Here is a 22,060-nt window from a genome sequence, read left to right as displayed (position 1 = left end):
TCATACGAACACCCGCATGTCATGTACGCCGCCTTTCTGAAAAAGACGGCATCCGGAACATTTTGTTTTTTAACAGTTATATGGAGTTCGTGCCCATGCGCCGCCTGTCCTGCCTGCTGGGCCTCTGCGGGGTTCTGTCCATCATGCCTGCCCATGCGGCGCCTGCGTCCCATACGGTTCAGGCGGTCGCCAGTTTTACCGTGCTGGCCGATGTCGTAGCCCATGTCGGCGGCACGCATGTGCATGTCACGTCACTAGTGCCGCCCGATGGCGACCCGCATGAGTTCGAACCGTCCCCCGACGACGCCCGTCAACTGCGGCAGGCCGATATCGTGTTCATGAGTGGCGAGGGACTGGAAACATGGTTCAGCCGCCTTGCGCATGCGGCGGGGTACCATGGCACGCCCGTTATCGTATCCAACGGGATCAGCCTCTATACCCCGCCGGGCAGGCACCAGGCCGAAGCGGACCCGCATGTGTGGAACAGCGTGTCCAACGTCATCATCTGGACCAACAACATCCGTGATGCGCTGATCGCCATCGACCCGGCGGATGCCGACAGCTTCCGCGCGTCCGCCGCCACCTATGTCACGCAGCTGCGTACGCTGGACCATGACATCCGCGAACGCATCGCCACCATTCCGGCCGATCATCGGCGTATCCTGACCAGCCATGACGCCTTTGGCTATTTCGGGCGCGCCTATGGCCTGACGTTCATGGCCCCGCAGGGTCTGTCAACCGAGACGGAAGCCTCGGCCGGGGATGTCGCCAGCCTGATCCAGCAGATCCGCCAGACGGGTGTGACCACCTACTTCCTGGAAAACGCAACCGATCCCCGCATGGTCCAGCAGGTGGCACGCGCGACGGATGCGCGTCCCGGCGGGGAACTGTATGCCGAAGCACTGTCCCCCCCCGGTGGTCCTGCACCCGACTACATCACCATGATGCGGCACAATACCGATCTTATGGTTGCGGCGATGCAGAAAGCGCGCTGACGGTTCCGCCGCTGCCCGCGGGTGCTGCCGGCACGGCAAAGGGGGACAGGTCCACGCGGTTGACGTGCATCGCCACCACCGTTTCCCGATGCGTGATGGAGACAACCGTCATGTCCGGACACGCCTGACGAAGCAGCGCGTACAGCGCCGCTTCCGATTCCGCATCAAGGTTGGATGTTGATTCATCAAGGAACACCCAGCCCGGCCGCGCCAGCAGGATACGCGCGAAAGCCAGACGCTGGAGTTCACCGGGGGACAGGATCTGGCCCCATGCCTCCTCGCTTTCGATCCGTGGCGCAAGGGCGCCCAGTCCGACCTGCTGCAGGGCACGGATCACATCCGCTTCCGCGTAGGCCTCCACCCCGGCAGGATAGGTCACGGCCCGGTGCAGCGTGCCGGTGGGCACGTAGGGCCGCTGGGGCACGAACATCATCGCCACGTCCGGCTGCGTAATGGTGCCGGTGGCGAACGGCCATATCCCCGCCAGCACGCGGAACAGCGTGGATTTGCCGGTGCCTGACGGCCCGGTCACCACCGTCATCTGCCCATGTTCCAGCGTGAAATCGACATTGCGCAGCAGTGGCGCGCCGTCGGGACGGAAGACATCCAGTCCGCTGACCTGCAGGTTCGCGGTGGGCGGGGCGGACACCACCGTGACCTCGTCACGCATGGCCTGCGCGCGGTCCATCACACGCTGGAAAGTGGCCAGACGCGCGACCTCCGCATGCCATGTCGTCAGCGAGGCATAGGATGTGGACAGCCACCCCAGCGCGCCCTGCACGCGCGAAAACGCCATGACAAGCTGCATGAGCGTGCCGAACGTCATCTTGCCCGCGAAATAGCGGATCGAACCGATCAGCATCGCGAAGTTGCCCGACACGACCTCCAGCCCCGTCGTCAGCAGCCCCAGCCATTTGGTCCGGCGCATGATGGTAAGGAAATTGCCGTATACCTGCGAAAACGACCGGTTCAGCCCGGCCTGTTCTTCTCCCTCGCCCCGGTACAGGGCAATCCCTTCGGCATTGTTGCGGACATGGACAAGACTGTAGCGGAAGTCGGCTTCGGCGCGCTGCTGGAAAAACTGCAGCCCCGCCAGCCTGCGCCCCGCAAGGTGCGTGACCCACGTCGCCAGCACGGAATAGATCAGCGCGGCCCAGAAGAAGTAACCGGGTATGGAAATGCCCAGTACCTCCAGCGGGCCGGACAGCGCCCACAGCAGGCCGACATAACTGAGCAGCGTCACGATATTGGACAGCAGGTTGATGAACTGCGTCAGCGTATCGGTGACAAAGCTGTTCAGGTCTTCCTGTATGCGCTGATCGGGATTGTCGGCCCCGGCCTCCAACCCGGACGTGGTGATGGCGATGCGGAAATAGGTCTGGTTTTCCATCCACTGCCGCGTCATGCGCTGGGTCAGCCACCGCCGCCAGCGCAGGCCCAGCATCTGCTGCAGGTAGGTGGCATAGATACTGCACAGCACCATGGGAATGGTCACGATGAAGAACCCCAGCACAAGGCCCTGGTCATTATGCACATACCAGAACAGGCCGCGCAGGAAGGTCCTGGCATCATGCTGCTGCAGCGCCGTGTAATAGGCATTGCGCGAAAATGACTGCAGCAGGTCCAGCCCCACGATGGAAAAGGTCAGCACCAGTACCGCCACCAGCAGGCCCCATGCCCATTTCCTGTCCTCGGACGTGAAATAGGGGCGGGTAAGATACCAGACATCTTTCAGAAGAAGGCGCAAATGCTGCATGTTGATCCCGTGCACAGGGTTAGGGCCAAGACTGTCAGCCAAGCATTCCCACGAAGTCGGGGCGGACTCAATGTCCATTGCGCATGGATGGCGGTCCGGGGGGCAATGGGGAACAGTCTTAAGAATCATCACGACTTCTTGACGACCGGCATCCGTCACGATCCCGCGCCGCACCCGCCACGCAGAAAAGCGAAATACCACCGGACAACAGGGGGTTATGGAACGCGGGCCTGAACAGACAAGGGGACCATATATCGAAAAGCCGAATGCCAGACATATCAGCCACACGGGTACCGGACTGCCGCATCGTGTTATGTCTGACACACAGATTTACAAATGGCGGGACGGTCAGCCCTGTTCCGCCCGACAAACAATGTAAGGAAAATCAATATGGTGTCGTTCAGTCGCGTTCTGTCTGCCGGTGCATTTGCCACAATTCTGGCAGTCGCGCCGCTTGCGGCCCATGCCGCCGAAATCTCGCCGCCGACCGGGGCCGGCGTTGCAAACCAGGTCGAGGCGATCAAGCCCGGTTCCCTGTCGGCCGACACGGTGTATTCGGCCGTGGCTTCGGCCAAGCCTGCCGATCTGGGCGGTATCCTGAATTACTGCATCCAGTCCAACTACCTGAACTCGTCCGAGGCATGGCCGGTCCTGGCGGCGCTGAACAAGAAGACCAACGACGTGCCGTCCAACCAGAAGGGCAACATGTCCTATGCCGACGGTTCCACCGGCCTGCTGAAGGTGGGCGGCAAGGCGCCGATCTCGCTGGAAGACGCATCGGCCGACATCCGCAAGCAGGCCTGCGCGAAGGTTGAAGCCCGCGCAAAGTCCATGCTCTGATCCGGGCCCCCTCCCCGTATCCGCCCCGCCGGGTTTTCCGGCGGGGTTTTTTAATGCCTGCTGCCATTGTCGGGGGATGCCTGAAAAGCCTGCGCCAGGGACACATCGGGCCGTCATGTAGTAGTTTCAGGAAACATCGCCTTTTTGAAAAAGGCGATACCCAAAAACTTTTATCAGTTCATTATCAACACGCCCTTACTGCACCCACACCCGTGAAAACGTCATGTGGTACAGCCGTGTGGAAAAATAATTCCCCAAACGGGGCGACACCAGGTCAACATAGCTTATGCTGATCATGGGGGCCGCGGGGGCCAGACGGGTAATCCGGTCATCCGCCCTGCGCCACAGATCCTGCATCACCTGCGGGTCGTGTTCGTTGCGGATGCGCGCCACCAGTACCTGCACACCCGGATCACACAGGCCCGACACATTGATCGAACTGTCGGATCCGGGATGGAAATTGTCGCAGTCGAACAGCGTATCGACAAAATTGGATGGCGACACATAATCCGCATACCACCCCATAAGGCTGATCTGGACATGGTTGGCGCTGTTCTGCGCATAGGACATTTCCATGGCTGCCGAAAGCGGATGCAGCCGCGCGTGGTAGCCAATATCCTGCAACATGTCGCGCAGGTAGGTGCCCATGCTGGTTCCCATGGCGGTGGCTGGCACGATCAGGGTCACGTCCTGCCCCGCTGTCCCGCTGTCATGCACAAGCTGGCGGGCACGCGTCATGTCGGGACGGGTCCAGCGCGGGGCCGGATGGTCGGGATCGGCCCCTTCGGTCCATGCGCATTGCCCGTCACCGGGCAACAGGCCGGGCGGCACCATGCGGCACAGTGGGGCTGCAATACCCGATCCGCCATACAGGATGGTCATGGCGCGGCGATCGAGCGCGTAATTGACCGCCTTCCTTGCGCGGATGTCGCTAAAGGGCGGGATATTGACGTTCATGGGCAGGAACATAAGCCCATACAACGGATAGACATGGACCTGCGCCGTATACCGCCCGCCAATTTCCCCCAGCCGGTCCAGTGGCTTCAGTCCCGCCATCCAGTCGTACTGTCCCCGCTCCACAGCCGTGACGGCATCCTCCTCCGACAGGCCATAGTCATACTGTATGGCATCGACATACCCGTCGGGCTGGGCGGCGTCGCTCCATTCATGAAAGTAGGGATTGCGTTCCAGCCGCATGCCCCGGTCGGGGATGGAGGACACGATGCGGTATGGCCCGGTCCCGGGGGCCGCCACGTTGCCAAGGTCATGCGCGGGCGTACTGGCGGGCAGGATCACCGCATGCCCGAACGCGATTTTTTGCGGGAATTCGGAATCCGGCGCGGTCAGGTGAATGGTGATGCGCCGCGTGGCCGCGTCCGTCTCCACGCCACCATCCAGCGTGCAGTGCGCCGGATCGCGCAGGCAGTCATCCGCCCCACGGATGCCCCCGTAAAACGACCCCGCCGTTGGGGAACCCACGCGGAACAGCCGCCGAAACGACGCCGCGACATCCGCCACGGTAAGTGGGGTTCCATCGGAAAAACGGATGCCGTCGCGCAGGGTAAACACCCATGTGCGCCCATCATCCAGCCGTTCGGGCATGGACTGCGCCAGATCGGGCACCACCTGTGCCCCGGCCGGGCCTTCCAGCTTGGGATAGGTCAGCAGGCCGTCATACATGACAGCCACAAGCTGCATGTACTGGCTGGTGTAATTGACCTGCGGGTCCAGCGTACCGGCGGACGTGACCGCCGTCAGCCGCAATGTGCCCCCCCGGTGGGGACTGCCTTGCGTACCGTCAGCCGCGCGGGCAGGCAGGCCATGCATTCCCGCCCCCAGCAGAAGGAACAGGGCCGCGCCGGATGCCTGCCATGGTGCCTTCATGCGCGGTCCTGCTGTTTCAGTGCTTGCCCGGTGCGTTCATGAGTTCCGTCATACGTGCCGTCACCTCCGCCGCCGTGGCGGTGGACGGCAGGCTGCCGGCATACCGCCCGGTGGGCGACATGATCACGATCTGGGTGGCGGGTTCCATGCTGTATTCGCCATTTTCCCCATCATGGCGGACGTAGGGAGCGTGGTATTCCTTCGCCACGGCTTCCAGCATCTTGGGCGATCCCGTCATGACCGTGACATGCGTCCCGAACCGCAGGGCATAGGTGCGCAGTACTTCCGTCGTATCGCGCATGGGATCAAGGGAAATGAAAATGGGCACCACCAGATGCGCACGGTCACGGCCCAGCGCCTCCACCCCATCGGCCATCGCCTTGACTGTGGCGCCACAGACCGTATCGGGGCAGTGGGTGTCGCCAAAATAGATCATCATCCACCGTCCGCGGAAATCGGTATCCATCACCGATCCGTCCGCCCCGTTGATCAGACGGAACGAACCGCCAACGGGGTTGCCGTACGTGGTCAGCGGCACGGGGGCGTTGCTGGAATAACGGTAGCCGAAATATCCGGCCACCGAGGAAACCGCGAGTATGACCAGCCCTACAATAACAAAGAACCGGTCCCGTTCATTTCGCATCATCAGTGTGCATCCGCCCAATTCGTTCCGGTCCCGGTTTCCACGACCAGCGGCACCGAAAGGGTGGCTGCGGATTCCATGACCTGCCTGACGAGGGCTGCCAGACGATCGGCATCATCCTTGCGCACCTCGAACACAAGTTCGTCATGGACCTGAAGGAGCATGCGTCCGTCAAGCCCCGCATCCGACAGGGCGGCAGGAATTCGCACCATGGCGCGTTTGATGATGTCGGCCGCCCCCCCCTGCAACGGAGCGTTGATGGCCTGGCGTTCGGCATAGTTGCGGCGCACGGCGCTTTTGTCGGCAATGCCCGGCACCCAGCAGCGACGGCCGAATGGCGTGGTGACATACCCCTTCGCCCGCGCTTCGGCCTTCACCCGTTCCATGTAATCGCGAATGCCGGGATAACGGGCGAAATAGGCGTCGATGTAGCCCCGTGCCTCACCGGGCGGAATGCCAAGCTGACGGCCCAGCCCGAAGGCGCTGATGCCGTAGATGATGCCAAAATTGATGGCCTTGGCCCGCCTGCGTGTCAGCGGGTCCATGCCTTCCAGCGGGATGCCGAACACTTCGGACGCCGTGCGGGCATGGATGTCCTGCCCCAGTTCAAACGCCTCGCGCAATGCGGGGATGTCCGCCACGTCCGCCAGAAGCCGCAGTTCGATCTGGGAATAGTCGGCCGAGACCAGCACATGTCCCGGTGCCGCGACAAAGGCCCGGCGGATCCGGCCGCCTTCTTCCGTGCGGATGGGGATGTTCTGCAGGTTGGGATCATTCGATGACAGGCGGCCCGTTGTCGTCACCGCCATCTGGAACGATGTATGCACCCGCCCCGTCGCAGGATTGATCTGGTTGAGCAGTGCATCGGCATAGGTGCTTTTCAGCTTGGCCAGTTGCCGCCATGCCAGAATCCGCGCGGGCAGGTCATGCCCCTGATCCGCCAGATCCTGCAGCACCGACGAATCCGTGCCCCATGCGCCCGCCTTGGTCCGCTTGCCACCTGGCAGGCCCATTTCATCGAACAGGATCTCGCCAAGCTGCTTGGGGGAGCCGACATTGAAATCGCGTCCGGCCAGCGTATGGATCTCGGCCTCGATCACGCCCATGCGCTGCGCAAACTCGGCGGACATGGCGCGCAGGTCATCCGCATCGACCGCAATGCCCGCCCGTTCCATATCCGCCAGGATCGGCACCAGCGGGCGTTCCATTTCCTCATACAACGCCAGTGCATGGTTGGTGCGCAGCTGCGGGCGGAGCACCTGCCACAGCCGCAGGGTCACATCCGCGTCTTCCGCCGCATAGGGCGTTGCGCGGGCGATATCCACCTTGGAAAACACCACCCGGTTGCGCCCCGTGCCCGTCACCTCGTCATAGGGGATGGGCGTATGGTCAAGGGTCAGACGCGAGAGTTCATCCATTCCCTGCCCATGCTTTCCCGCCGACTGGGCGTAGGAAATCAGCATGGTGTCATCAATCGGGGCGGGCTGGACGCAGCCTGCCTGTGTCAGCACCAGCAGGTCGAACTTGGCGTTCTGGAACACCTTGAGCACCGACGGATCGGCAAACAGCGGGTCAAGGATGTCCAGCGCCGTTTTCACGGGCATCTGTGGCGTGCCAAGGCTGTCCATCAGGTCAACCTGGTGGCTGAGCGGAATATAGCACGCCCTGCCGCATTGCGGGGCGAGTGATATGCCAACCAGCGGCGCCGTAAGCGGGTCAAGGCCGTCGGTTTCCGTATCCACCGCGCAGACGCCACCGGTGCGCGCCTGCTCCACCCATTTCCGCAGCACTTCGGGATCGGTCACCGTTTCATACGGGCCATAGGGTTCGGGCGGGATCGGGGGCAGTTCGCCTGCCGGCCGGGCGGCAGGCGTATCATGCGCCGAGATGCGCGGGCGCGGCTTCGCCTTGAGCCCCATGCGCTGCAGCAGGGATGAAAACCCCATATCCGACAGCCACGCACCCAGACGGGCCATGTCCACGTCACAGCAGGCAAGATCGGACAGGGGTTCGGGGCACGGCGCGTCTTCACGCAATGTCACCAGTTGCAGCGACAGGCGGGCCATGTCGGCATGGGCCAGCAGGTTATCACGCCGCTTGGACGCCTTCATGCCCTCCGCACCTGCCAGTATGGCGTCCAGCGACCCGTATTCCGCCATCAGCGCCGATGCGGTCTTGGGACCGATGCCGGGCACGCCGGGCACATTGTCCACCGGGTCGCCAATCAGGGCCTGCACCTGCGCCACCTTGTCCGGGGTAACGCCAAACTTGGCCTCGACCTCCTTTGCCCCGATGGGCCGGTTCTTGATCGGGTCCATCATCATCACGCCGGGGCGGATGAGCTGCATGAGATCCTTGTCGGATGAATAGATGGTGCACTGCCCCCCCGCATCGGTCACCTTGCGGGCATAGGCCGCGATCAGGTCATCAGCTTCCCAGCCCGCTTCCTCCAGCGCCGGCACGCCGAAGGCGGCTGTCGCGTCACGCACAAGGCTGAACTGCGGGCGCAGGTCCTCCGGCGGTTCGGGACGGTGGGCCTTGTATTCGTCATACAGGTCATTGCGGAAGGTATGGCGTCCCGCATCGAATATGACCGCCAGATGGGTACCCGCATGTTCGCGCAGCAGGCGCGACAGCATGTTCGAAAAACCATAGACTGCATTGACGGGCGTGCCGTCGGGGCTGGTCATGGGAGGCAGTGCGTGGAAGGCGCGGAAAATGAAGCCCGAACCATCCACCAGGATCAGGTGAACCTGCTTGTCGCTGGACATGTATCAGGATGCAGTCAGTGACCGGTGCCCGCCGGGGCGTCGGGGCTGAGCACGAACAGCCGCGAACAGTAGGGGCAGAATGTCTGGTGGTCGGCAATGCGCAGGAAAACCCGCGGGTGCCCCAGCGCGCCCAGGCCCCCGTCACAGGACAGGGTACGCGAATCGACGACAATGGTTTCAATCGTACCCAGACGGGGGTGCGGAACGGGATCGTGGGACAGGGCTTGCATTTTGACGGGCCTCGGGTTGTTGTCCGGCTTTGGTCTGCATGTCCATCCACGGACGGGCATGCACCTTGTCCATGATGATACGCAGGATTGCCGTGCTTTCAAACACTCACCTGTCACGCCTGCTTTATCCAGCGCTTTTTGTGATGTTGGCAGCCTGCAGCACGCATGAAGCCGCACCGCCCGCCACCCCCGCACGACACCCGGACCTTGCACGCCTGATCCCGGCGGACCGCACGGTCACGATTGCGGGCGTCGGCGCGGTGCCGCTGCGCATCTGGCCCGCACGGGGGGCGGAACATGCCGTCATCCTTGCGCTGCATGGATTCAATGACAGCCGCGATGCATGGGAACGCCCCGCCCCCGCGCTGAATGCGGCGGGCATGACCGTCATCGCACCGGACCTGCCCGGTTTCGGGCAGACGGCGCAGCGTGGCGGATGGGTGGGAACGGATACCCTGCTGCGCACCGTGTCCACGCTTGCCACCTCCATCGGGCGCGAACATCCCGGTGTTCCGCTGTATGTCGTGGGGGAAAGCATGGGCGGCGCGCTGGCCATCGTGCTGGCGTCACAGACCGACACGCCACCCGTGGCGGGCTATATCCTGCTGGCACCGGCGGTATGGGATCTTGATGCCGGCACGCGCATGACCAGCCACCTGATTGCCGCGCTGGCTCCCCGATGGCGGCTGAGCGGCCATGAACTACCCGTCCATGTCACGGCGGCCGATGACATGCTGGCGCTGGCCCGCCTGTATTACGACCCGCTGACCCTGCGTGACACCAGCACGGTGGCCCTGTCCGGCCTGACCGACCTCATGCACCGCGCGGCACGGGCGGATGCGCACATGCACGGACGCGTGCTGGTGATCTACGGCGGCCATGACCAGGTCATTCCCGCCCCGGCCATGGCACGGGCGTGGCGGCGCATGCCACAGGCCACACGGCATGACTATATTCCCGGTGGCTATCACCTGCTGCTGCGCAGCCGGGATGCCAACCGGGTTACGGCGGACATGACCAGCTGGATCACCACTCCGGACAGTTTCCTGCCTTCGGGCGGGGATATGGCGGCGGCAGCATGGATGGCGGATCAGAAAGGACGCGCGGGGCCCCTGCCCATCCTGCCCGGATGGATGGACTGGATCGCGCCGCAATGATTTTTCCTGATTTCAGGGGTGGCGTTTGACCTGATCCCGATGTATGCAGACGGACGTGGACTCGTAGCTCAGCTGGATAGAGCGTCGCCCTCCGAAGGCGAAGGTCGAAGGTTCGAATCCTTTCGAGTCCGCCATTCATTTTCAGAAAATCGCAGAATATAGCCGTTTTTCAGGGGTCGCCTTTTGGCTTACCCCCCTTAATACCCCTCTTAAAACTGCCGCTTGGATGGCTTTGGCAGGCAGGATGGGGGATATGATTGTTTCGATAACGTAATGAAAAAGGTTGGCCTACAAAGTAAGAAGGTCGGTGTACGGGTGTTACCCATACACATAAAAAAAGGGCCTCCATTTCTGGAAGCCCCTTGCCTGTCCTGATTTCCTTTGTGGGTCGTTCTGTTATCGGCCCGCCTGCCATCACCCCGCCACGACCCTTCCTGTGAGGGCAAACCAGCGGCGCAGGCTGGTATCCATCACTTCATCGGTCATGCGGTTGCGCTCCACTTCCCCGATGCCGCGCTCCGTCCACAAATCACCCAATGCCTCAAGGGTTGCCGTCAAGGCACGCTGGTAGTCATCGTCTGTCCGGTTCCGGTCATGGCAGTAATCGGCAATCACCACGCCAGCGCCGTGCGTACCCAGTTCAGACAGGCCCGGTTGCGGCTTCTCGCCCCGGTAGAGTTCAGCCATCTTGTCTGTGGCTGCATCCATTGCCGCCTGCCTGTGCTCGTCCGTGTCCTGCCCCGGTATGACCATCTGGCGAAACAACGCCGTAAGCCGTCGCGTTACGGCCTCCATAGCGAATCCGTAGGGCAGTCCGGCATCATGCGCGAACATGGCCGCGATCCTGCCTGTGCCAGGCATGTTCACCATACCCACGCCATCAACGGTCTTGCGGTCGTTATCATCCAGTGACGCCATGATGCGGGCCTGTGCGACTTCCCGGCTTTCATCCAGTGCGCGGCCATCCTTCACGGGCCAGTCATGGACAGCGGCAATCTTCTGGCAGAACTGGCGAGCCGCCAGCCCGTCCATCGCACAGGCAAGCGGGCATTCCGTGCCGTCCACGAACACCACAGATGGCAGATAGGTTGCATCCCCCATCCCTGCCGGGACAGGCCGCGTCCACAAACACCGCACGGCCTTCGGGTCCAGTGTTGTGGGATCAGCCATCACGGTCGGCACAGCGCGGGCCGTTGCATATTTGGGATTGATCATGTCAGGCGTCCTCATTGCTGTCTGGGGCATAGGTGATTTGCGGGTAGTCATCAGGCAGGCGCGGGCCGCCGCCGATCATGTGTTCAGGCGTGGCGTCGTCCCGGTCGTGTGGATAGGGAGCCATGAAACGGTGGCGGTTCTGATCCCATGTCCACCCCTGCTCTTTGAGCCATTGCGGGTCTGGTGCGCCGAACAGGTGCAGCTTGCCGGTCTTTGGGTCGAGCCGGATGCCCGAACGATTTTCATGCGCTGGGGCCTGCGCTGGGGATGGTTCTGCTGCTTCCAGCATCTGGATGATGGCGTCCCGGCTGTGCTTCATCATCCTGATAAGGTCCGGGGTGATGGCGGCGGTATTGCCCCTTATGGCCGGTTGCCCATCCACCAGCACGACACGACACCCAAGATCATCCAGTTGCGCCAGCAGGGCGGAGGGGTCCGGGATCGCTGGGGCGCAATCCGACTTTGCCCACTCCATCAGTCCGGCAAGGGCGACACTAACCATGATGCCCACCTCCGCTGTGAATGCGCGTCCTGTTCAGGCCCGTTGTTCTCAACAGATGCCCCGCGCTGTTATCTGCGCTGTTCTCAGCGGAGGGCAGCCCCTCAGACCGCCTGCTATCAGGTGGAAACAGCACCAATCCATTTTGGGGTCTGTAAAATGCAGTGTAACCCTTGTAACCAGTGTAACTGGTTTTCAGATTGGCTGTTTTCCGGCACTTTTCTAGCCTGTTTCCAGTTACACAAAGGAATGGGCAATGTGTAACCCGTGTAACCAAGGACGGATGAGCCATCAGTTACCTCCGTCCACAATTTCGCCATTCACGACATAGAAACGCGCTGCCTTTTCTTTTTCTGGGTCTTTGATGACGGAGGTCGGACTCCCTCCCCCGCCCGAATTGAGATACCCGGCAGCGATAAGGCTTTGCGCGGCCCGCCTAGCATCCAGTCCCTTACACACGACCTCACGCCACACGGCGGGGAAGATCAGGTATTCCCATTTCTCCGCACCGCCCTCTGTTGTCACCTTACGGCGGTATCCGGCGCGATTGATCGTGCGGGAGCGGCTGTCATCGCCATCACCATCGAGACCACCCAGCAGGGTAAAGCGGCTCTCTCCGTGTTCCTCAATGAAAAGGCGGACCTGTTCGATTGCGGTCCTGTCCTCCGCTGCCTGGGTGCCGCCACGATCATCCAGCCATGAACGGAAGCACACCAGAGCCGCCCGCGTGGCCTCCCCGCGCTGCCACGGAAGGACGCCATACGCAGTTGCCATTTCACCCGCAGCAGCCACCAGTCCAAACCGTCGCACCACGGAGCGCACCTGCCCATCGACAGGGGCAGCATCAGGCAATGCCTGTTCCTCAAACCGTGCCACGATCTGCTTGATGGTATCGGTAAGGGCAGCCTCATCCTCATTGCGATCCATCACAAGGGCCTGCAACCAGGCACGGCTTGCGGTGCCGTAGCTTGTCCGGGCCGCACGGCGGATATGATCGGCAAGGTCGCCCGGTGAGGCCATGTCATGCAGGTTTTCAAACAGGCCCATCCCAGCCCCGGCATCGGCCTGCACGTTCACAAGGCGAACCTCCTGCCCTGCCATCGGGCGCTGTCCGGCCTCCCCCATCTTGGTTGCCAGCGTGATTTCGCCGGTGGACAGGAACAGCACGCGCCAACTCTTGCGGGCACGGGCTTCGCCATTGCGCCCGGCACGCTGCTTGCCGCTGTTGTTCGCCAGCATATAGGTGATTTCACCGACTTCGCGGCTGTTGGCCTGCCCCATCTCATCGAGAACAAGCAGGGTGTCGGAGGTCTCGGACGCGATGCCCTCCGTCCCGTTGGACGTACCGCGCCATGAACGCACCTGCCCGTCACGGTCGCCCTTGCCCCAGACCGAACCCGCCGCGAACAGGGATGTGGACTTGCCGGACTGGCTCTTGCCCACGATGTGGAACCCACCGGACTGTTCGCCCATCAGGTCAAGCAGGGGGCCACAGAAGGCAACAGACAGGGAAAAGGCAAGGCGGCTGTTGCCTACGGCATAGGCGGCAATATCGCGCTGCCAGTCCGTCAACGTCCCGCCTGTCCCGTATTCCGCGCCCCGTGCCATGCGGGTTGTCTGGAACACCACATCACGCCGCCCCGCGCCAACCGTCACCCCATTGGGCAGGACAAAGGTGGCGTTGCCATTGTCATGATACCACCCCGACTTATCGACACAGCGCAGGCGGCGCACGGTATGGACGGAGGAAAAGAACTGGCGAAGGAATCGCGTCCCAGAGACGGCGCACCCGAAACCCGCATCCTCAAGTTCACCGGCAATGTCCTTGCCGTCCCCATGCACCATGCGCCTTGGTAATGCCCATTGGTGGGGCCTTCCGTCCGGGTCCAGCCAGCTAATCAGGACGCCCCATCCGTTGCCATCCACGTCCCGCGTTTCGGCAATCACGTTGAAGGGGATGCATATCCAAAACTTCTTCGGGGGCAGGTCGCCACCCTGTTCCTCGGTGAAATACAGCCCCCCGCGCTCCATGCTGTAACCGTGCGGCATCCTGACGTTTGCGACGGCTGGCGTGGCCTGATCCAGATAGGGGCGCAGGAAGTCCACATCGGAGGTGTCTTCTCCTCCTGTCAGGTCAAGCGGCACATCATCGGCCAAATCCCAACCGGGAGGCAGGTTGTCTGGGACCGCCACCGTACGCACCACCGCAGCCCCGGCATCCTCAAGGGCGGCAATGACCGCATCAGCATACCCGCTGCCAGCGTCGTCATTATCCGGCCAGATGGTCACGCTACGTCCCGCCAGAGGTGACCAGTCATTATTGGCTGCCGCCTTGCTGCCACCCTGGGAGGTCATGACCACATAATCAGGGAACAGACGGGCTGCCGCGTCCGCCGTCTTTTCGCCTTCCACCAGCAGCACGGGCACGTCAGGGAAGGCCGCCAACTGATCCAGTCCATAAAGCGGCAGCGGCTTGCGTCCCTGCTTCCAGTGCCAGCCGGTGCCGTCATGACGGTTGCCCTTACTGTCCGTCCACACACGGCGGCCATAGGACAGGGGCAGAATATCCTTGCCGCCGTCCTCGCGTTCCTTGCGGAACCGGGCACAGAGGGGGCGGCCCTCCGCATCCCGGTAAACCCATAGGAATGATGCACCACGCGGCAATTCAGGTTCACAGGGGGCGGGGGTGATCGGCTCCCACTGTTCGCCAGTCACACCACCAATGGTCTGGGCTTTCGCCTTTTCCTCATCTGTCAGGGGCGCAAGCGGAGCCGCACCAGACAGGCACGCCATTGCGGGAAGGCTGCTGGCTTCGGAGGTAATGCCGGTCATGGCTGCACCTCCACGCCAAGCATAAGGGATAACTGCCGTGCCGCCTCAAGCTGGGACAGCCCAAACAGATAGGCCGCAAGGGATACGGGATCGCCGCCCCGGTCGCCCGTAGCGAAATCAGACCATCGACCCGTATTCATGTTCACCTTGAACGAGCCGGGGTTACGGTCGCCCCGGCGCGGGTTGCGCGATACCCATTCGTGCCCCTCACGCCTGCCATCTGGCAGCCAGCGCAGGAGGAGGGCCGTCAACACGCCAAGGGCTGCGCTGTTGACGGCCTGGAAGTCTATCTTACCCCCCGGATTCGTGTGTACGGAGTCCGGGTGTGCATGTGTTTCTGCCATGTCAGGCTTGCCACCTTATTCAGGTGCCACCTGTCATTTTACTTGGGAAATCCAGCCCCGGTGATGTATGATGATTGTGACCTCTGGACAGCATACATCACCGGCGCGGCTCCCTCAGTTAATGACGGGGGCCGTTGCTTTTTGGGATGAATGTTGCGTTGGGAAGGGACGCGAGCCATGCCAGTCCCGCCCGGAAATCAATCACCGTCCGGCTTCCCAGCTTCTTTGCGATCAGCTTGCCGTCATTCAGCTTACGATATGTTTGCGTGCGGGACATGCCCGTCCGCGCCACCCACCCATTCACCGATACGTAATGCGGAGGTGCCTTCTCATTGCCGCCAGCAGTCACGCGCACCCCCTCAAACCATAGCGTGGGAGGGCGCGCAGCCAGTGCGGCCAACAGGCAGACGGGTGGCAATGACGGGCAGGTCAGACCGGCGCACGAAGCGGAAGCGGCCCCGCTTGATTGTGGGAATCATCCCGCTTGCCGCGTAGGAGTAAGCCGTCGTCATCGCATGGAAGCTATCGCCAGCGCCCCGAGTCGCACGCTGGCTATTCAGTTCCGCGATTGCATCCGCAAAAGGAATCAGGTCGTCGTTTTCTTCGGTCATAAAGCACCGCAAACCAAGGGTTTCAGGGTGCTATCAGGGCGTCGGCACTACTTTATGCATGTGGATAAAACGCTAGAATCCGCAGAGAAGCATAAGTCAAGTCTTGTTTTGAATGCCAGAATCCGTCTAGGAAATTGAAAGGAACCCTTTCCACGAGGAACCTGTAGTCTCCTAGACGGACTGGCAGTTTTCCGCCGTCCTGATAGCAATGACACTACCAACGAGAAGCCGCTTTCGGTGCGCCAACACCGGGCGGCTTTTCTTTTGGCGACACGCTCCCGAAGAAGCGAGTCACGCGCCACTGATTCTCTATACACCCCAAACGAAGCGGTTCCAATACGAAATGCCGTAGGAAGTCTCCTATGTCTCCACACGGCACAATGACCGTCGTGGGGCTGGTCCCACACCATGTGCGTCATAGACACGCCTCCACGGGCTTCTATGGGCCTCCAAGGGGCATGTTGTATCCAATATGGTATCATTTTGATGCGCTTTATATTTTGGACAGACATGGACAAAAAAGCACAAAAACGGAACAGATTGGACAATCCTATTGAGGAACCCCGGCTTTCGCACCAAGCGTCACATCCTTGGGCAAGCCCGATGCCGATAAGGCGGCTCATGAAATGCAGTCCTCGATGGCGTGTGCATATCGACCGATTCCATCGGCCAGCCATGCCAGTTCAGTGCCGGTCTGTTTGTCTCCCTCCGCCATACGGGCCAGTATCCCGGCCATGACACTGATTTCCGTGGTGGCAGCCTGTATGGCCGCCAGCCGGTCGGGCGTGGCGAAGCAGGGCGGCGCGGTATGCGCACGCCATGCCCGGTGGCAGGACGCGGAACTGCTGCCCATCGCCTCGCCTACCTCGCGCCATGACCGGCCCTCTTTGCGGAGGTGTTCAATCCGGCGGAGGTCGCGGGCAGACCATGTGCGTGCGGGGCGGCTCATGCGTGCCCCCTGTGATGCTGGCGGGCCATATAGAGGTCATACAGACGCGCTTTGGCCGCAACGGTGAAATAATCCACATGCCGGTCCACCAACGGGATACCCTCATGCTCAAACCGGGCACAGGGGGCGTCTTTCAGCCTGTTGCGCATGGCCTCGGCTTCCGCCTGCACCAGCCTTTTCGCTTCCTGTAAGGACAGACCGTCCACGCCCCACACAGCATCGGCCCATTGTTTTCCGCTCTGGATCGGGTCAGGCACCCCGAACAGCGTGGCATATGCTTCATCCGGCGTCATGGCTTCACCTCCTGCCACATGCGGTTTGAGAGCCGGACCATCGCGCCACTGATGCGGACGGCGATGCCGGTAAGGGGGATCAGAACGAACAGGGCGGTATTGATAAAGAGGCGCTTCATCTCAAATCGCCTCATCAATGGCGGTGCATTGCCGCTCGATTTCTTCACCAGCCCATGTGACAGCCAGCCCGAAGGATCGGGCCTGCGCCGGGGTCAGGTCCGACCGGCTGGCAGTGGCCAACCCTTCACCTGCCCAGCGCATGAGAATGGCAAGACGTGCAAGCGACCGGCTGGCGTCTTGGGCAGCCCTGACCTGCTTGATGTCGATCTGTAGGAGGTCGCTCATTCCTCACCGCCTTTCATTGCCAGAATGTCACGGGCAAGGCTGCCCTCTATCGTGTCGGGCTTCGGATTGCACAGCATTACAAGCCGGGCCTTGTCCTGTAGATCGGCAAGGGTCCGGGCGCGTGTGCGGATGGCTTTGCGGTAGGCCACGCCAAAGCGCCGCATCTGTGTTTCCGCATCGGAGGTGGCGGGTTCTTTCCAGCACCGGCGATCAGCACCAAGGGCGGCCATCGTGGCCTTGCGGATGGGGCTGGTCATTATGCAACCCCCTCGCCACGCGGAAGTGCCGCCCATGCCTCATCCAGTTCGATATGAAGGCGCTCAACCCATTCTTGCAACCATTCCAGAGGGAGCGGCGCGGAAGCGGAGGACATGGCATCCAGCATTCCGGCCATAGACCCCAGATCACCCACAATGGCATGCACGCGGTCCTGTGGTGTCTCGCTCATCGGGCCACCTCCGCCAATGCGGTCATTGTGGGATGGGGTTTTGCGCCGCCGTGACGCAGAACCTCCGGCTGAGCGAACCCGGCCAGGGCGAGCAGGAGCAGCGCGGGGACGATCAGCCCTGCTGCCAGATGCTCGGATGTGATTAAGGGGTTTTTCCCAGCTTTGGGAAAAAGGAAGCCGAGTATGCTTGTACCCAGCCGGGGGCATGCCCATGTGTGTCTGGGCGTGCTATAGGCACGATTAGCCATTGCCGAAACTCCGGTTCGGTTGTGGTTAAGGCCGGTTGGAAGTTGCCGCTTCCTTCCGGCCTGCATTTTTGGTAACCAATAAAAATGAAAGCGTCAATAACTGGTAACCAAAAAAACAGAGGTCGGCCTAAAACAGGCGAACGATCTCATGTAGCTGCTCGCGTCACCGATGAAGAAATGAGGTTGATTGATGCATGGGCAGCCAGTCACGGCATCACCCGTGCAGAAGCCATCCGCCGCCTAATTGCGAAAGGGCTTGAGGCGGATAAAAAGTAAAATCGAACAAATTTCCCGTTTGATTCAATGCGTGTGGAAATATTATTTAAAAACCGTATATCTGTAATTTTCTGAAAAGATTTCCATAGAATTGCCTTAATTCGTAACTTTTAGAAAATTTCTAAGAGAGACGAATATGTCAGACGATTTTCGACAAAAGTTTAAAGCATTTTCAGAACGCATGGTTGGTCTTGCTCCGCGTTGTAGCAATGAAGAAGCCACAAAAATGTTCCTTGTTCTGCCATTTTTGCAGTTCTTGGGATATGACATCATGAATCCTGACGAAGTATGCCCGGAACATCACGCAGATTTTTCAGAAAAATACAAAAATAGAGTGGACTATGCTGTCCTTCGTGAAGGACAGCCGGTAATTGCAATCGAGTGCAAGGCACTAGGTGCGCCACTAAAAGATGACCGAGGACAGTTAAAGTCATATTTTAATGCAGCCCACACAGTAAAAATGGGCGTTATCACTGATGGCCTAGTTTATGAGTTCTATGCAGACTCAGATGAGCCAAATATGATGGACCCGACCGCCTTTCTATCATTTGACCTTCGGGAGATTGCAAAAGGGAAGATTGAGGACTCCGTTGTTGACGGATTGAAAAGTCTTCAAAAGTCCAACTTCGATCCTGAAAATATCGGGGCAGAAGCCAAACGCAAGCTGGTTTTCCAAAATCTTGTTCAGCAGATCGAGGATCTTGCAGCATCACCCAGTGAGGCGTTTGTGCGCCTTTTGCTGCAAAATATTGGCCTCAAGCATATTCGCGCCAAGGCAGTCGCCGAATATACGGACCTGACAAAAAGCGCCTTCGCTGAATTCGTGAACCTTCGCATTCTCCAAAGACTAGACCTCCCAGTAAAGGACAAGGAAGCTGACAAGCCGGTTCTGGTTGCCGATGTCCCGAAGGTAGATCCCGATGCAAAACCCACAGATGGTATCATCACGACAGAAACCGAGTTGGAAGTTTATGAGTATGCCAAACGGCGACTCGCGTTCTTGGCAGATAGTGACGAATTATTCGATGCTATAACCAGTATTGAATATAAAGATTACAAAGGAAAGTTTGTAGTATTCTACCGAAAGGAGCGGGCTGGACGTCTGTTCGATTTTTATGAGGATAAGGGGGTCAAATATACGTTCGACTTCGGTGAAGAATTTGGGGGGGAGTTTGAATCAGATGAACTGGGCGGCATAGACAATCAGCTTCTCAGTGTGTTTAAAGCCCGCGTTGAAGCCATGGGGGCAAAAGGAAAGCGATCCAAGGTTGACGCGTAGTGGTGTCGAACTCAGGAAGGCATTCCTGCGATGGCACGTAAAAGAGGAATGGGCTTTGGGCCACGGCTTCCCAGCCTGAGAAAGAAGATTGCGGCAAGGACATCCTACAAACGCTATATAAAGCACAATCTCGGCTTTAAGGCCCCGCGCGGTTGGGGGTGGCTGACCAATCCAAGGAAAGCCGCCTACAACCGTGTTTATTACCGCAAAAACAAACTGTGGAATGGTCTTCTTGGATGGGTGGTCATCGGGGCTATTGTGGCCATGCTGCTTGGGGCATTCCATTAATACCCTGCAGGGAATGGTGGAGGGCCGGGGTCGAGTTCATCGCGGAGAATGGTGGTGGGGCTGGGGTGCGGTTGAGGAAAGACGCAGAATGACTCACATACCTCTTTACAATGTCTATTGCGACGAAAGCTGTCATCTTGAGCATGATGGCGTACCAGTCATGGCTTGGGGGGCAATAACATGCCCTAAAAGCGCAGTCCGGAACGTTGCAGAAAAAATTCGCACATTGAAAATGTCACATGGACTAAGCACAAAATTTGAAGCAAAATGGACTAAAATTTCACCGGCAAAACTATCTTTCTATTTAGGTTTAATTGACCTTTTCCTCTCCGAGGACTGTCTAAATTTTCGTGGGCTCGTTGTCCCTGACAAGCAAGTTTTAGATCACTCACGCTTCGACCAATCCCACAATGACTGGTACTACAAGATGTATTTTGTCATGTTGCGCCATATCTTTTGCGCACAGCATCGATATTGCATCTATCTAGACATAAAGGACACATGTGGTGGTCCTAAAACCCGTAAACTACATGAAGTACTAGCCAATACCCTTCACGATTTTAATCAACAGACTATTCAGCGTGTACAACAAATTCGTAGCCACGAGAGCGAGTTGCTGCAGATTACTGATATTTTGATTGGCGCATTGACGTATGCCAATCGTGGCCTCAAGACTAGTCAAGCCAAATCAGCCATCGTCACAAAAATCCAAACGCGGTTAGGAACAAATGCTTTAAATTGCACCTCCTCCTTTTCGGCGACAAAATTCAATATTCTTGTCTGGCGAGCACGGGAGATGGCGGAATGAAGCCGCCTGAACTAATCAGGTTCTGTAGTGACTGGTCAGCTTATGAAAGCGAACTGAACCGGGTCTTTATTACTGAAATTGCGCAAGGTGGCCTCACCTTTCGCGGGAATTCAGTAAGTTGCCGCCGTCTCCCAGAAACTGACAACCGATGGGCTGCCTTTTGGCATCTGATACAGGAAGGCCAGATAGAAACCGAACGTACGCCTGATCTACGTAGATGTGAGCGAATTCGCTGGATACGTTGGGTAATCGAAAATGCGGAAACTAATCCCGAAATCGATATCTGGGAGAATCAACGCGGCACTGCGACCAATACGCTACTCTGGTTTCGTACAGAATACCTAGTGGTTCTCTCACATCGTAACGGTTACTATTTATTGAAAACAGCGTATTGCACAGAGAAAAGAGGGCGCATTGCACAACTCACAAAAGAACGCGACGCCTTTCTAGCTTCTAACCCCTAAAAACGACTGAAGCCGCCCAAGTTTCCTTGGACGGCTTCGAATGCTCTGCCTACACATGGCAGGTGAGACAAGGTCTATATAACTCTATGAACGTAAGGTTTCAAGGTCAAAAAAAACCAGCAAGGTTCAGGAGGTGGACAGCCTGACCAATATGATTGAAACCGTCATAGTCAATGTTCGCCGCGCTGACACCAAGGTCGAGCATGCTGAACCTCATCCTCTGGTTGCCTGACAGATATCGCTGCCCGCTCCCGGTTGAGCAAAGCCGCCATCATTCTTGTATATCGCAAACAAACGCGGCGAAGGCTTTCCGCCACTATGCCCTTGCATCGCAACCAGTATGCCTTTGTGACAATGGTCATTGGCTGGACGCTGGATGGTATCCGGGCGGGACGCAATCCCCGATCTCTTGGGCCGGCCCTCTCTGCCGCATAAGAGGTGCCAGATTAGTTACCTGCGGCTAGCAGGTGCGTGAGGTAGCCGTTCTCACCTCACCGGACCCCCCATACATTGCGATCAGAGAGATATCCGTCAACCCTTCATAGGTCACGAAACATTGCGGCGCACCAGCAGATCACCCGCATCAACGTCGAGCATGGAATGCAAGTCAGGCCGGTGCCCCGTATGGGGCAACATATCTTGCCAGTCCAGATTTGTTCCAACTCGGCCCGCGATGGCCCTAAACGGCCCGGACAGGCTGTTTCTTTCCTTCGGGCCAAGTCGGGCCATTTGAGGCCGAACAAGACAGAAATCGGATCGACAAGATGTGTGACCCTACCTATGGTCGTAAGCTCCCGGCGACTGACGCCTTGCTGAATACTTCTGGTCTTGTTCAGCTATGAAGCATGAGCGATTTAAGAGATAGGGACGCGGTACTACCTGCGA

Annotated in this window: 24 protein-coding genes and 1 tRNA gene; 9 read left to right on the top strand and 16 right to left on the bottom strand. The window is 59.5% G+C overall.

The window, feature by feature from the left end:
* Positions 1 to 95 precede the first annotated feature (95 nt).
* Positions 96 to 995, top strand: a complete 900-nt coding sequence (locus CFR80_RS11405; RefSeq protein WP_029329669.1) for a metal ABC transporter solute-binding protein, Zn/Mn family — start codon at positions 96 to 98, stop codon at positions 993 to 995.
* Here CFR80_RS11405 and CFR80_RS11400 read toward each other — a convergent pair.
* Positions 964 to 2,751 carry an ABC transporter ATP-binding protein/permease gene (locus tag CFR80_RS11400; RefSeq protein ID WP_010515810.1) on the bottom strand — a complete coding sequence of 596 codons (1,788 nt, stop codon included), beginning with the start codon at positions 2,749 to 2,751 and terminating at the stop codon, positions 964 to 966. The genes CFR80_RS11405 and CFR80_RS11400 overlap by 32 nt on opposite strands.
* A 390-nt stretch (positions 2,752 to 3,141) precedes the next feature.
* Here CFR80_RS11400 and CFR80_RS11395 point away from each other — a divergent pair, with 390 nt between their 5' ends.
* Complete coding sequence (locus tag CFR80_RS11395; RefSeq protein ID WP_010515811.1) at positions 3,142 to 3,591, top strand: DUF2501 domain-containing protein; 450 nt, start codon at positions 3,142 to 3,144, stop codon at positions 3,589 to 3,591.
* A 195-nt stretch (positions 3,592 to 3,786) separates the two neighbouring features.
* Here the strand turns inward: CFR80_RS11395 and CFR80_RS11390 are convergent, their stop codons facing one another.
* From CFR80_RS11390 to CFR80_RS11375, 4 genes are read right to left on the bottom strand one after another with little or no spacing between them, the layout of a single operon-like run.
* On the bottom strand, positions 3,787 to 5,475 hold the full coding sequence (locus CFR80_RS11390) for an ABC transporter substrate-binding protein (RefSeq protein ID WP_010515812.1): 1,689 nt from the start codon (positions 5,473 to 5,475) through the stop codon (positions 3,787 to 3,789).
* Between the two features lie 16 nt (positions 5,476 to 5,491).
* Positions 5,492 to 6,121, bottom strand: a complete 630-nt coding sequence (locus CFR80_RS11385) for an SCO family protein (RefSeq protein ID WP_010515813.1) — start codon at positions 6,119 to 6,121, stop codon at positions 5,492 to 5,494.
* Positions 6,121 to 8,889, bottom strand: coding sequence for a DNA polymerase I (gene polA / locus CFR80_RS11380; protein WP_010515815.1), 2,769 nt, complete (start codon positions 8,887 to 8,889; stop codon positions 6,121 to 6,123). The genes CFR80_RS11385 and polA overlap by 1 nt, the downstream gene beginning before the upstream one ends.
* A gap of 14 nt (positions 8,890 to 8,903) precedes the next feature.
* Positions 8,904 to 9,119, bottom strand: a complete 216-nt coding sequence (locus CFR80_RS11375; RefSeq protein ID WP_010515816.1) for a zinc-finger domain-containing protein — start codon at positions 9,117 to 9,119, stop codon at positions 8,904 to 8,906.
* Positions 9,120 to 9,157: 38 nt separating this feature from the next.
* Between CFR80_RS11375 and CFR80_RS11370 the strand changes: the two genes are divergently transcribed.
* Both CFR80_RS11370 and CFR80_RS11365 read left to right on the top strand, forming a co-directional pair.
* Positions 9,158 to 10,276 carry an alpha/beta fold hydrolase gene (locus tag CFR80_RS11370; protein ID WP_029329670.1) on the top strand — a complete coding sequence of 373 codons (1,119 nt, stop codon included), beginning with the start codon at positions 9,158 to 9,160 and terminating at the stop codon, positions 10,274 to 10,276.
* A gap of 57 nt (positions 10,277 to 10,333) precedes the next feature.
* Positions 10,334 to 10,410: transfer RNA gene (locus CFR80_RS11365), tRNA-Arg, on the top strand.
* A gap of 280 nt (positions 10,411 to 10,690) precedes the next feature.
* Here the strand turns inward: CFR80_RS11365 and CFR80_RS11360 are convergent.
* From CFR80_RS11360 to CFR80_RS11310, 11 genes are all read right to left on the bottom strand, one after another.
* Entirely contained in the window at positions 10,691 to 11,491 is an 801-nt protein-coding gene (locus CFR80_RS11360; RefSeq protein ID WP_258367780.1) for a hypothetical protein, read from the bottom strand.
* A gap of 1 nt (position 11,492) precedes the next feature.
* Positions 11,493 to 11,993, bottom strand: coding sequence for a hypothetical protein (locus tag CFR80_RS11355; protein WP_258367779.1), 501 nt, complete (start codon positions 11,991 to 11,993; stop codon positions 11,493 to 11,495).
* Between the two features lie 288 nt (positions 11,994 to 12,281).
* Complete coding sequence (locus CFR80_RS11350; RefSeq protein WP_110507382.1) at positions 12,282 to 14,822, bottom strand: DUF927 domain-containing protein; 2,541 nt, start codon at positions 14,820 to 14,822, stop codon at positions 12,282 to 12,284.
* Positions 14,819 to 15,166, bottom strand: a complete 348-nt coding sequence (locus CFR80_RS11345; RefSeq protein ID WP_110507381.1) for a hypothetical protein — start codon at positions 15,164 to 15,166, stop codon at positions 14,819 to 14,821. Before CFR80_RS11345 ends, CFR80_RS11350 begins: the two co-directional genes overlap by 4 nt.
* Positions 15,167 to 15,525: 359 nt before the next feature.
* Positions 15,526 to 15,777: a hypothetical protein gene (locus CFR80_RS11335; RefSeq protein WP_110507379.1), complete on the bottom strand. Its 252-nt coding sequence runs from the start codon at positions 15,775 to 15,777 to the stop codon at positions 15,526 to 15,528.
* A gap of 619 nt (positions 15,778 to 16,396) precedes the next feature.
* On the bottom strand, positions 16,397 to 16,726 hold the full coding sequence (locus tag CFR80_RS11330) for a hypothetical protein (protein WP_110507378.1): 330 nt from the start codon (positions 16,724 to 16,726) through the stop codon (positions 16,397 to 16,399).
* Entirely contained in the window at positions 16,723 to 17,019 is a 297-nt protein-coding gene (locus CFR80_RS11325) for a hypothetical protein (RefSeq protein ID WP_110507377.1), read from the bottom strand. Before CFR80_RS11325 ends, CFR80_RS11330 begins: the two co-directional genes overlap by 4 nt.
* The gene (locus tag CFR80_RS19870; protein WP_258367778.1) at positions 17,016 to 17,138 is read right to left on the bottom strand and encodes a hypothetical protein; all 123 of its coding nucleotides are present in this window, start codon (positions 17,136 to 17,138) and stop codon (positions 17,016 to 17,018) included. The genes CFR80_RS11325 and CFR80_RS19870 overlap by 4 nt, the downstream gene beginning before the upstream one ends.
* Position 17,139: 1 nt before the next feature.
* Positions 17,140 to 17,364, bottom strand: coding sequence for a hypothetical protein (locus tag CFR80_RS11320; protein ID WP_110507376.1), 225 nt, complete (start codon positions 17,362 to 17,364; stop codon positions 17,140 to 17,142).
* Positions 17,361 to 17,621 (bottom strand): hypothetical protein, encoded by a 261-nt coding sequence (locus CFR80_RS11315; RefSeq protein WP_110507375.1) that lies wholly within the window; start codon positions 17,619 to 17,621, stop codon positions 17,361 to 17,363. The genes CFR80_RS11320 and CFR80_RS11315 overlap by 4 nt, the downstream gene beginning before the upstream one ends.
* Complete coding sequence (locus CFR80_RS11310; RefSeq protein WP_110507374.1) at positions 17,621 to 17,812, bottom strand: hypothetical protein; 192 nt, start codon at positions 17,810 to 17,812, stop codon at positions 17,621 to 17,623. The genes CFR80_RS11315 and CFR80_RS11310 overlap by 1 nt, the downstream gene beginning before the upstream one ends.
* A gap of 332 nt (positions 17,813 to 18,144) precedes the next feature.
* On the opposite strand from CFR80_RS11310, the gene CFR80_RS11300 reads away from it, so the two are divergent.
* The 5 genes from CFR80_RS11300 (at position 18,145) to CFR80_RS11275 (ending at position 21,175) form a co-directional block, all read left to right on the top strand.
* Positions 18,145 to 18,336, top strand: a complete 192-nt coding sequence (locus CFR80_RS11300) for a ribbon-helix-helix protein, CopG family (protein WP_110507372.1) — start codon at positions 18,145 to 18,147, stop codon at positions 18,334 to 18,336.
* 136 nt (positions 18,337 to 18,472) lie between these two features.
* Positions 18,473 to 19,615 carry a type I restriction endonuclease gene (locus tag CFR80_RS11295; RefSeq protein WP_110507371.1) on the top strand — a complete coding sequence of 381 codons (1,143 nt, stop codon included), beginning with the start codon at positions 18,473 to 18,475 and terminating at the stop codon, positions 19,613 to 19,615.
* Positions 19,616 to 19,645: 30 nt separating this feature from the next.
* Positions 19,646 to 19,903: a hypothetical protein gene (locus tag CFR80_RS11290; protein WP_146221640.1), complete on the top strand. Its 258-nt coding sequence runs from the start codon at positions 19,646 to 19,648 to the stop codon at positions 19,901 to 19,903.
* Positions 19,904 to 19,991: 88 nt separating this feature from the next.
* Positions 19,992 to 20,711, top strand: a complete 720-nt coding sequence (locus CFR80_RS11280) for a DUF3800 domain-containing protein (RefSeq protein WP_110507369.1) — start codon at positions 19,992 to 19,994, stop codon at positions 20,709 to 20,711.
* Entirely contained in the window at positions 20,708 to 21,175 is a 468-nt protein-coding gene (locus CFR80_RS11275; RefSeq protein WP_110507368.1) for a hypothetical protein, read from the top strand. The genes CFR80_RS11280 and CFR80_RS11275 overlap by 4 nt, the downstream gene beginning before the upstream one ends.
* Positions 21,176 to 22,060 lie beyond the last annotated feature (885 nt).

This window comes from Komagataeibacter oboediens, from assembly GCF_003207815.1.
Classification (GTDB): Bacteria; Pseudomonadota; Alphaproteobacteria; order Acetobacterales; family Acetobacteraceae; genus Komagataeibacter; species Komagataeibacter oboediens.
The sequence above is the reverse complement of the archived record's forward strand: the minus strand, read 5'-3'. Positions and strand labels throughout refer to the sequence as shown.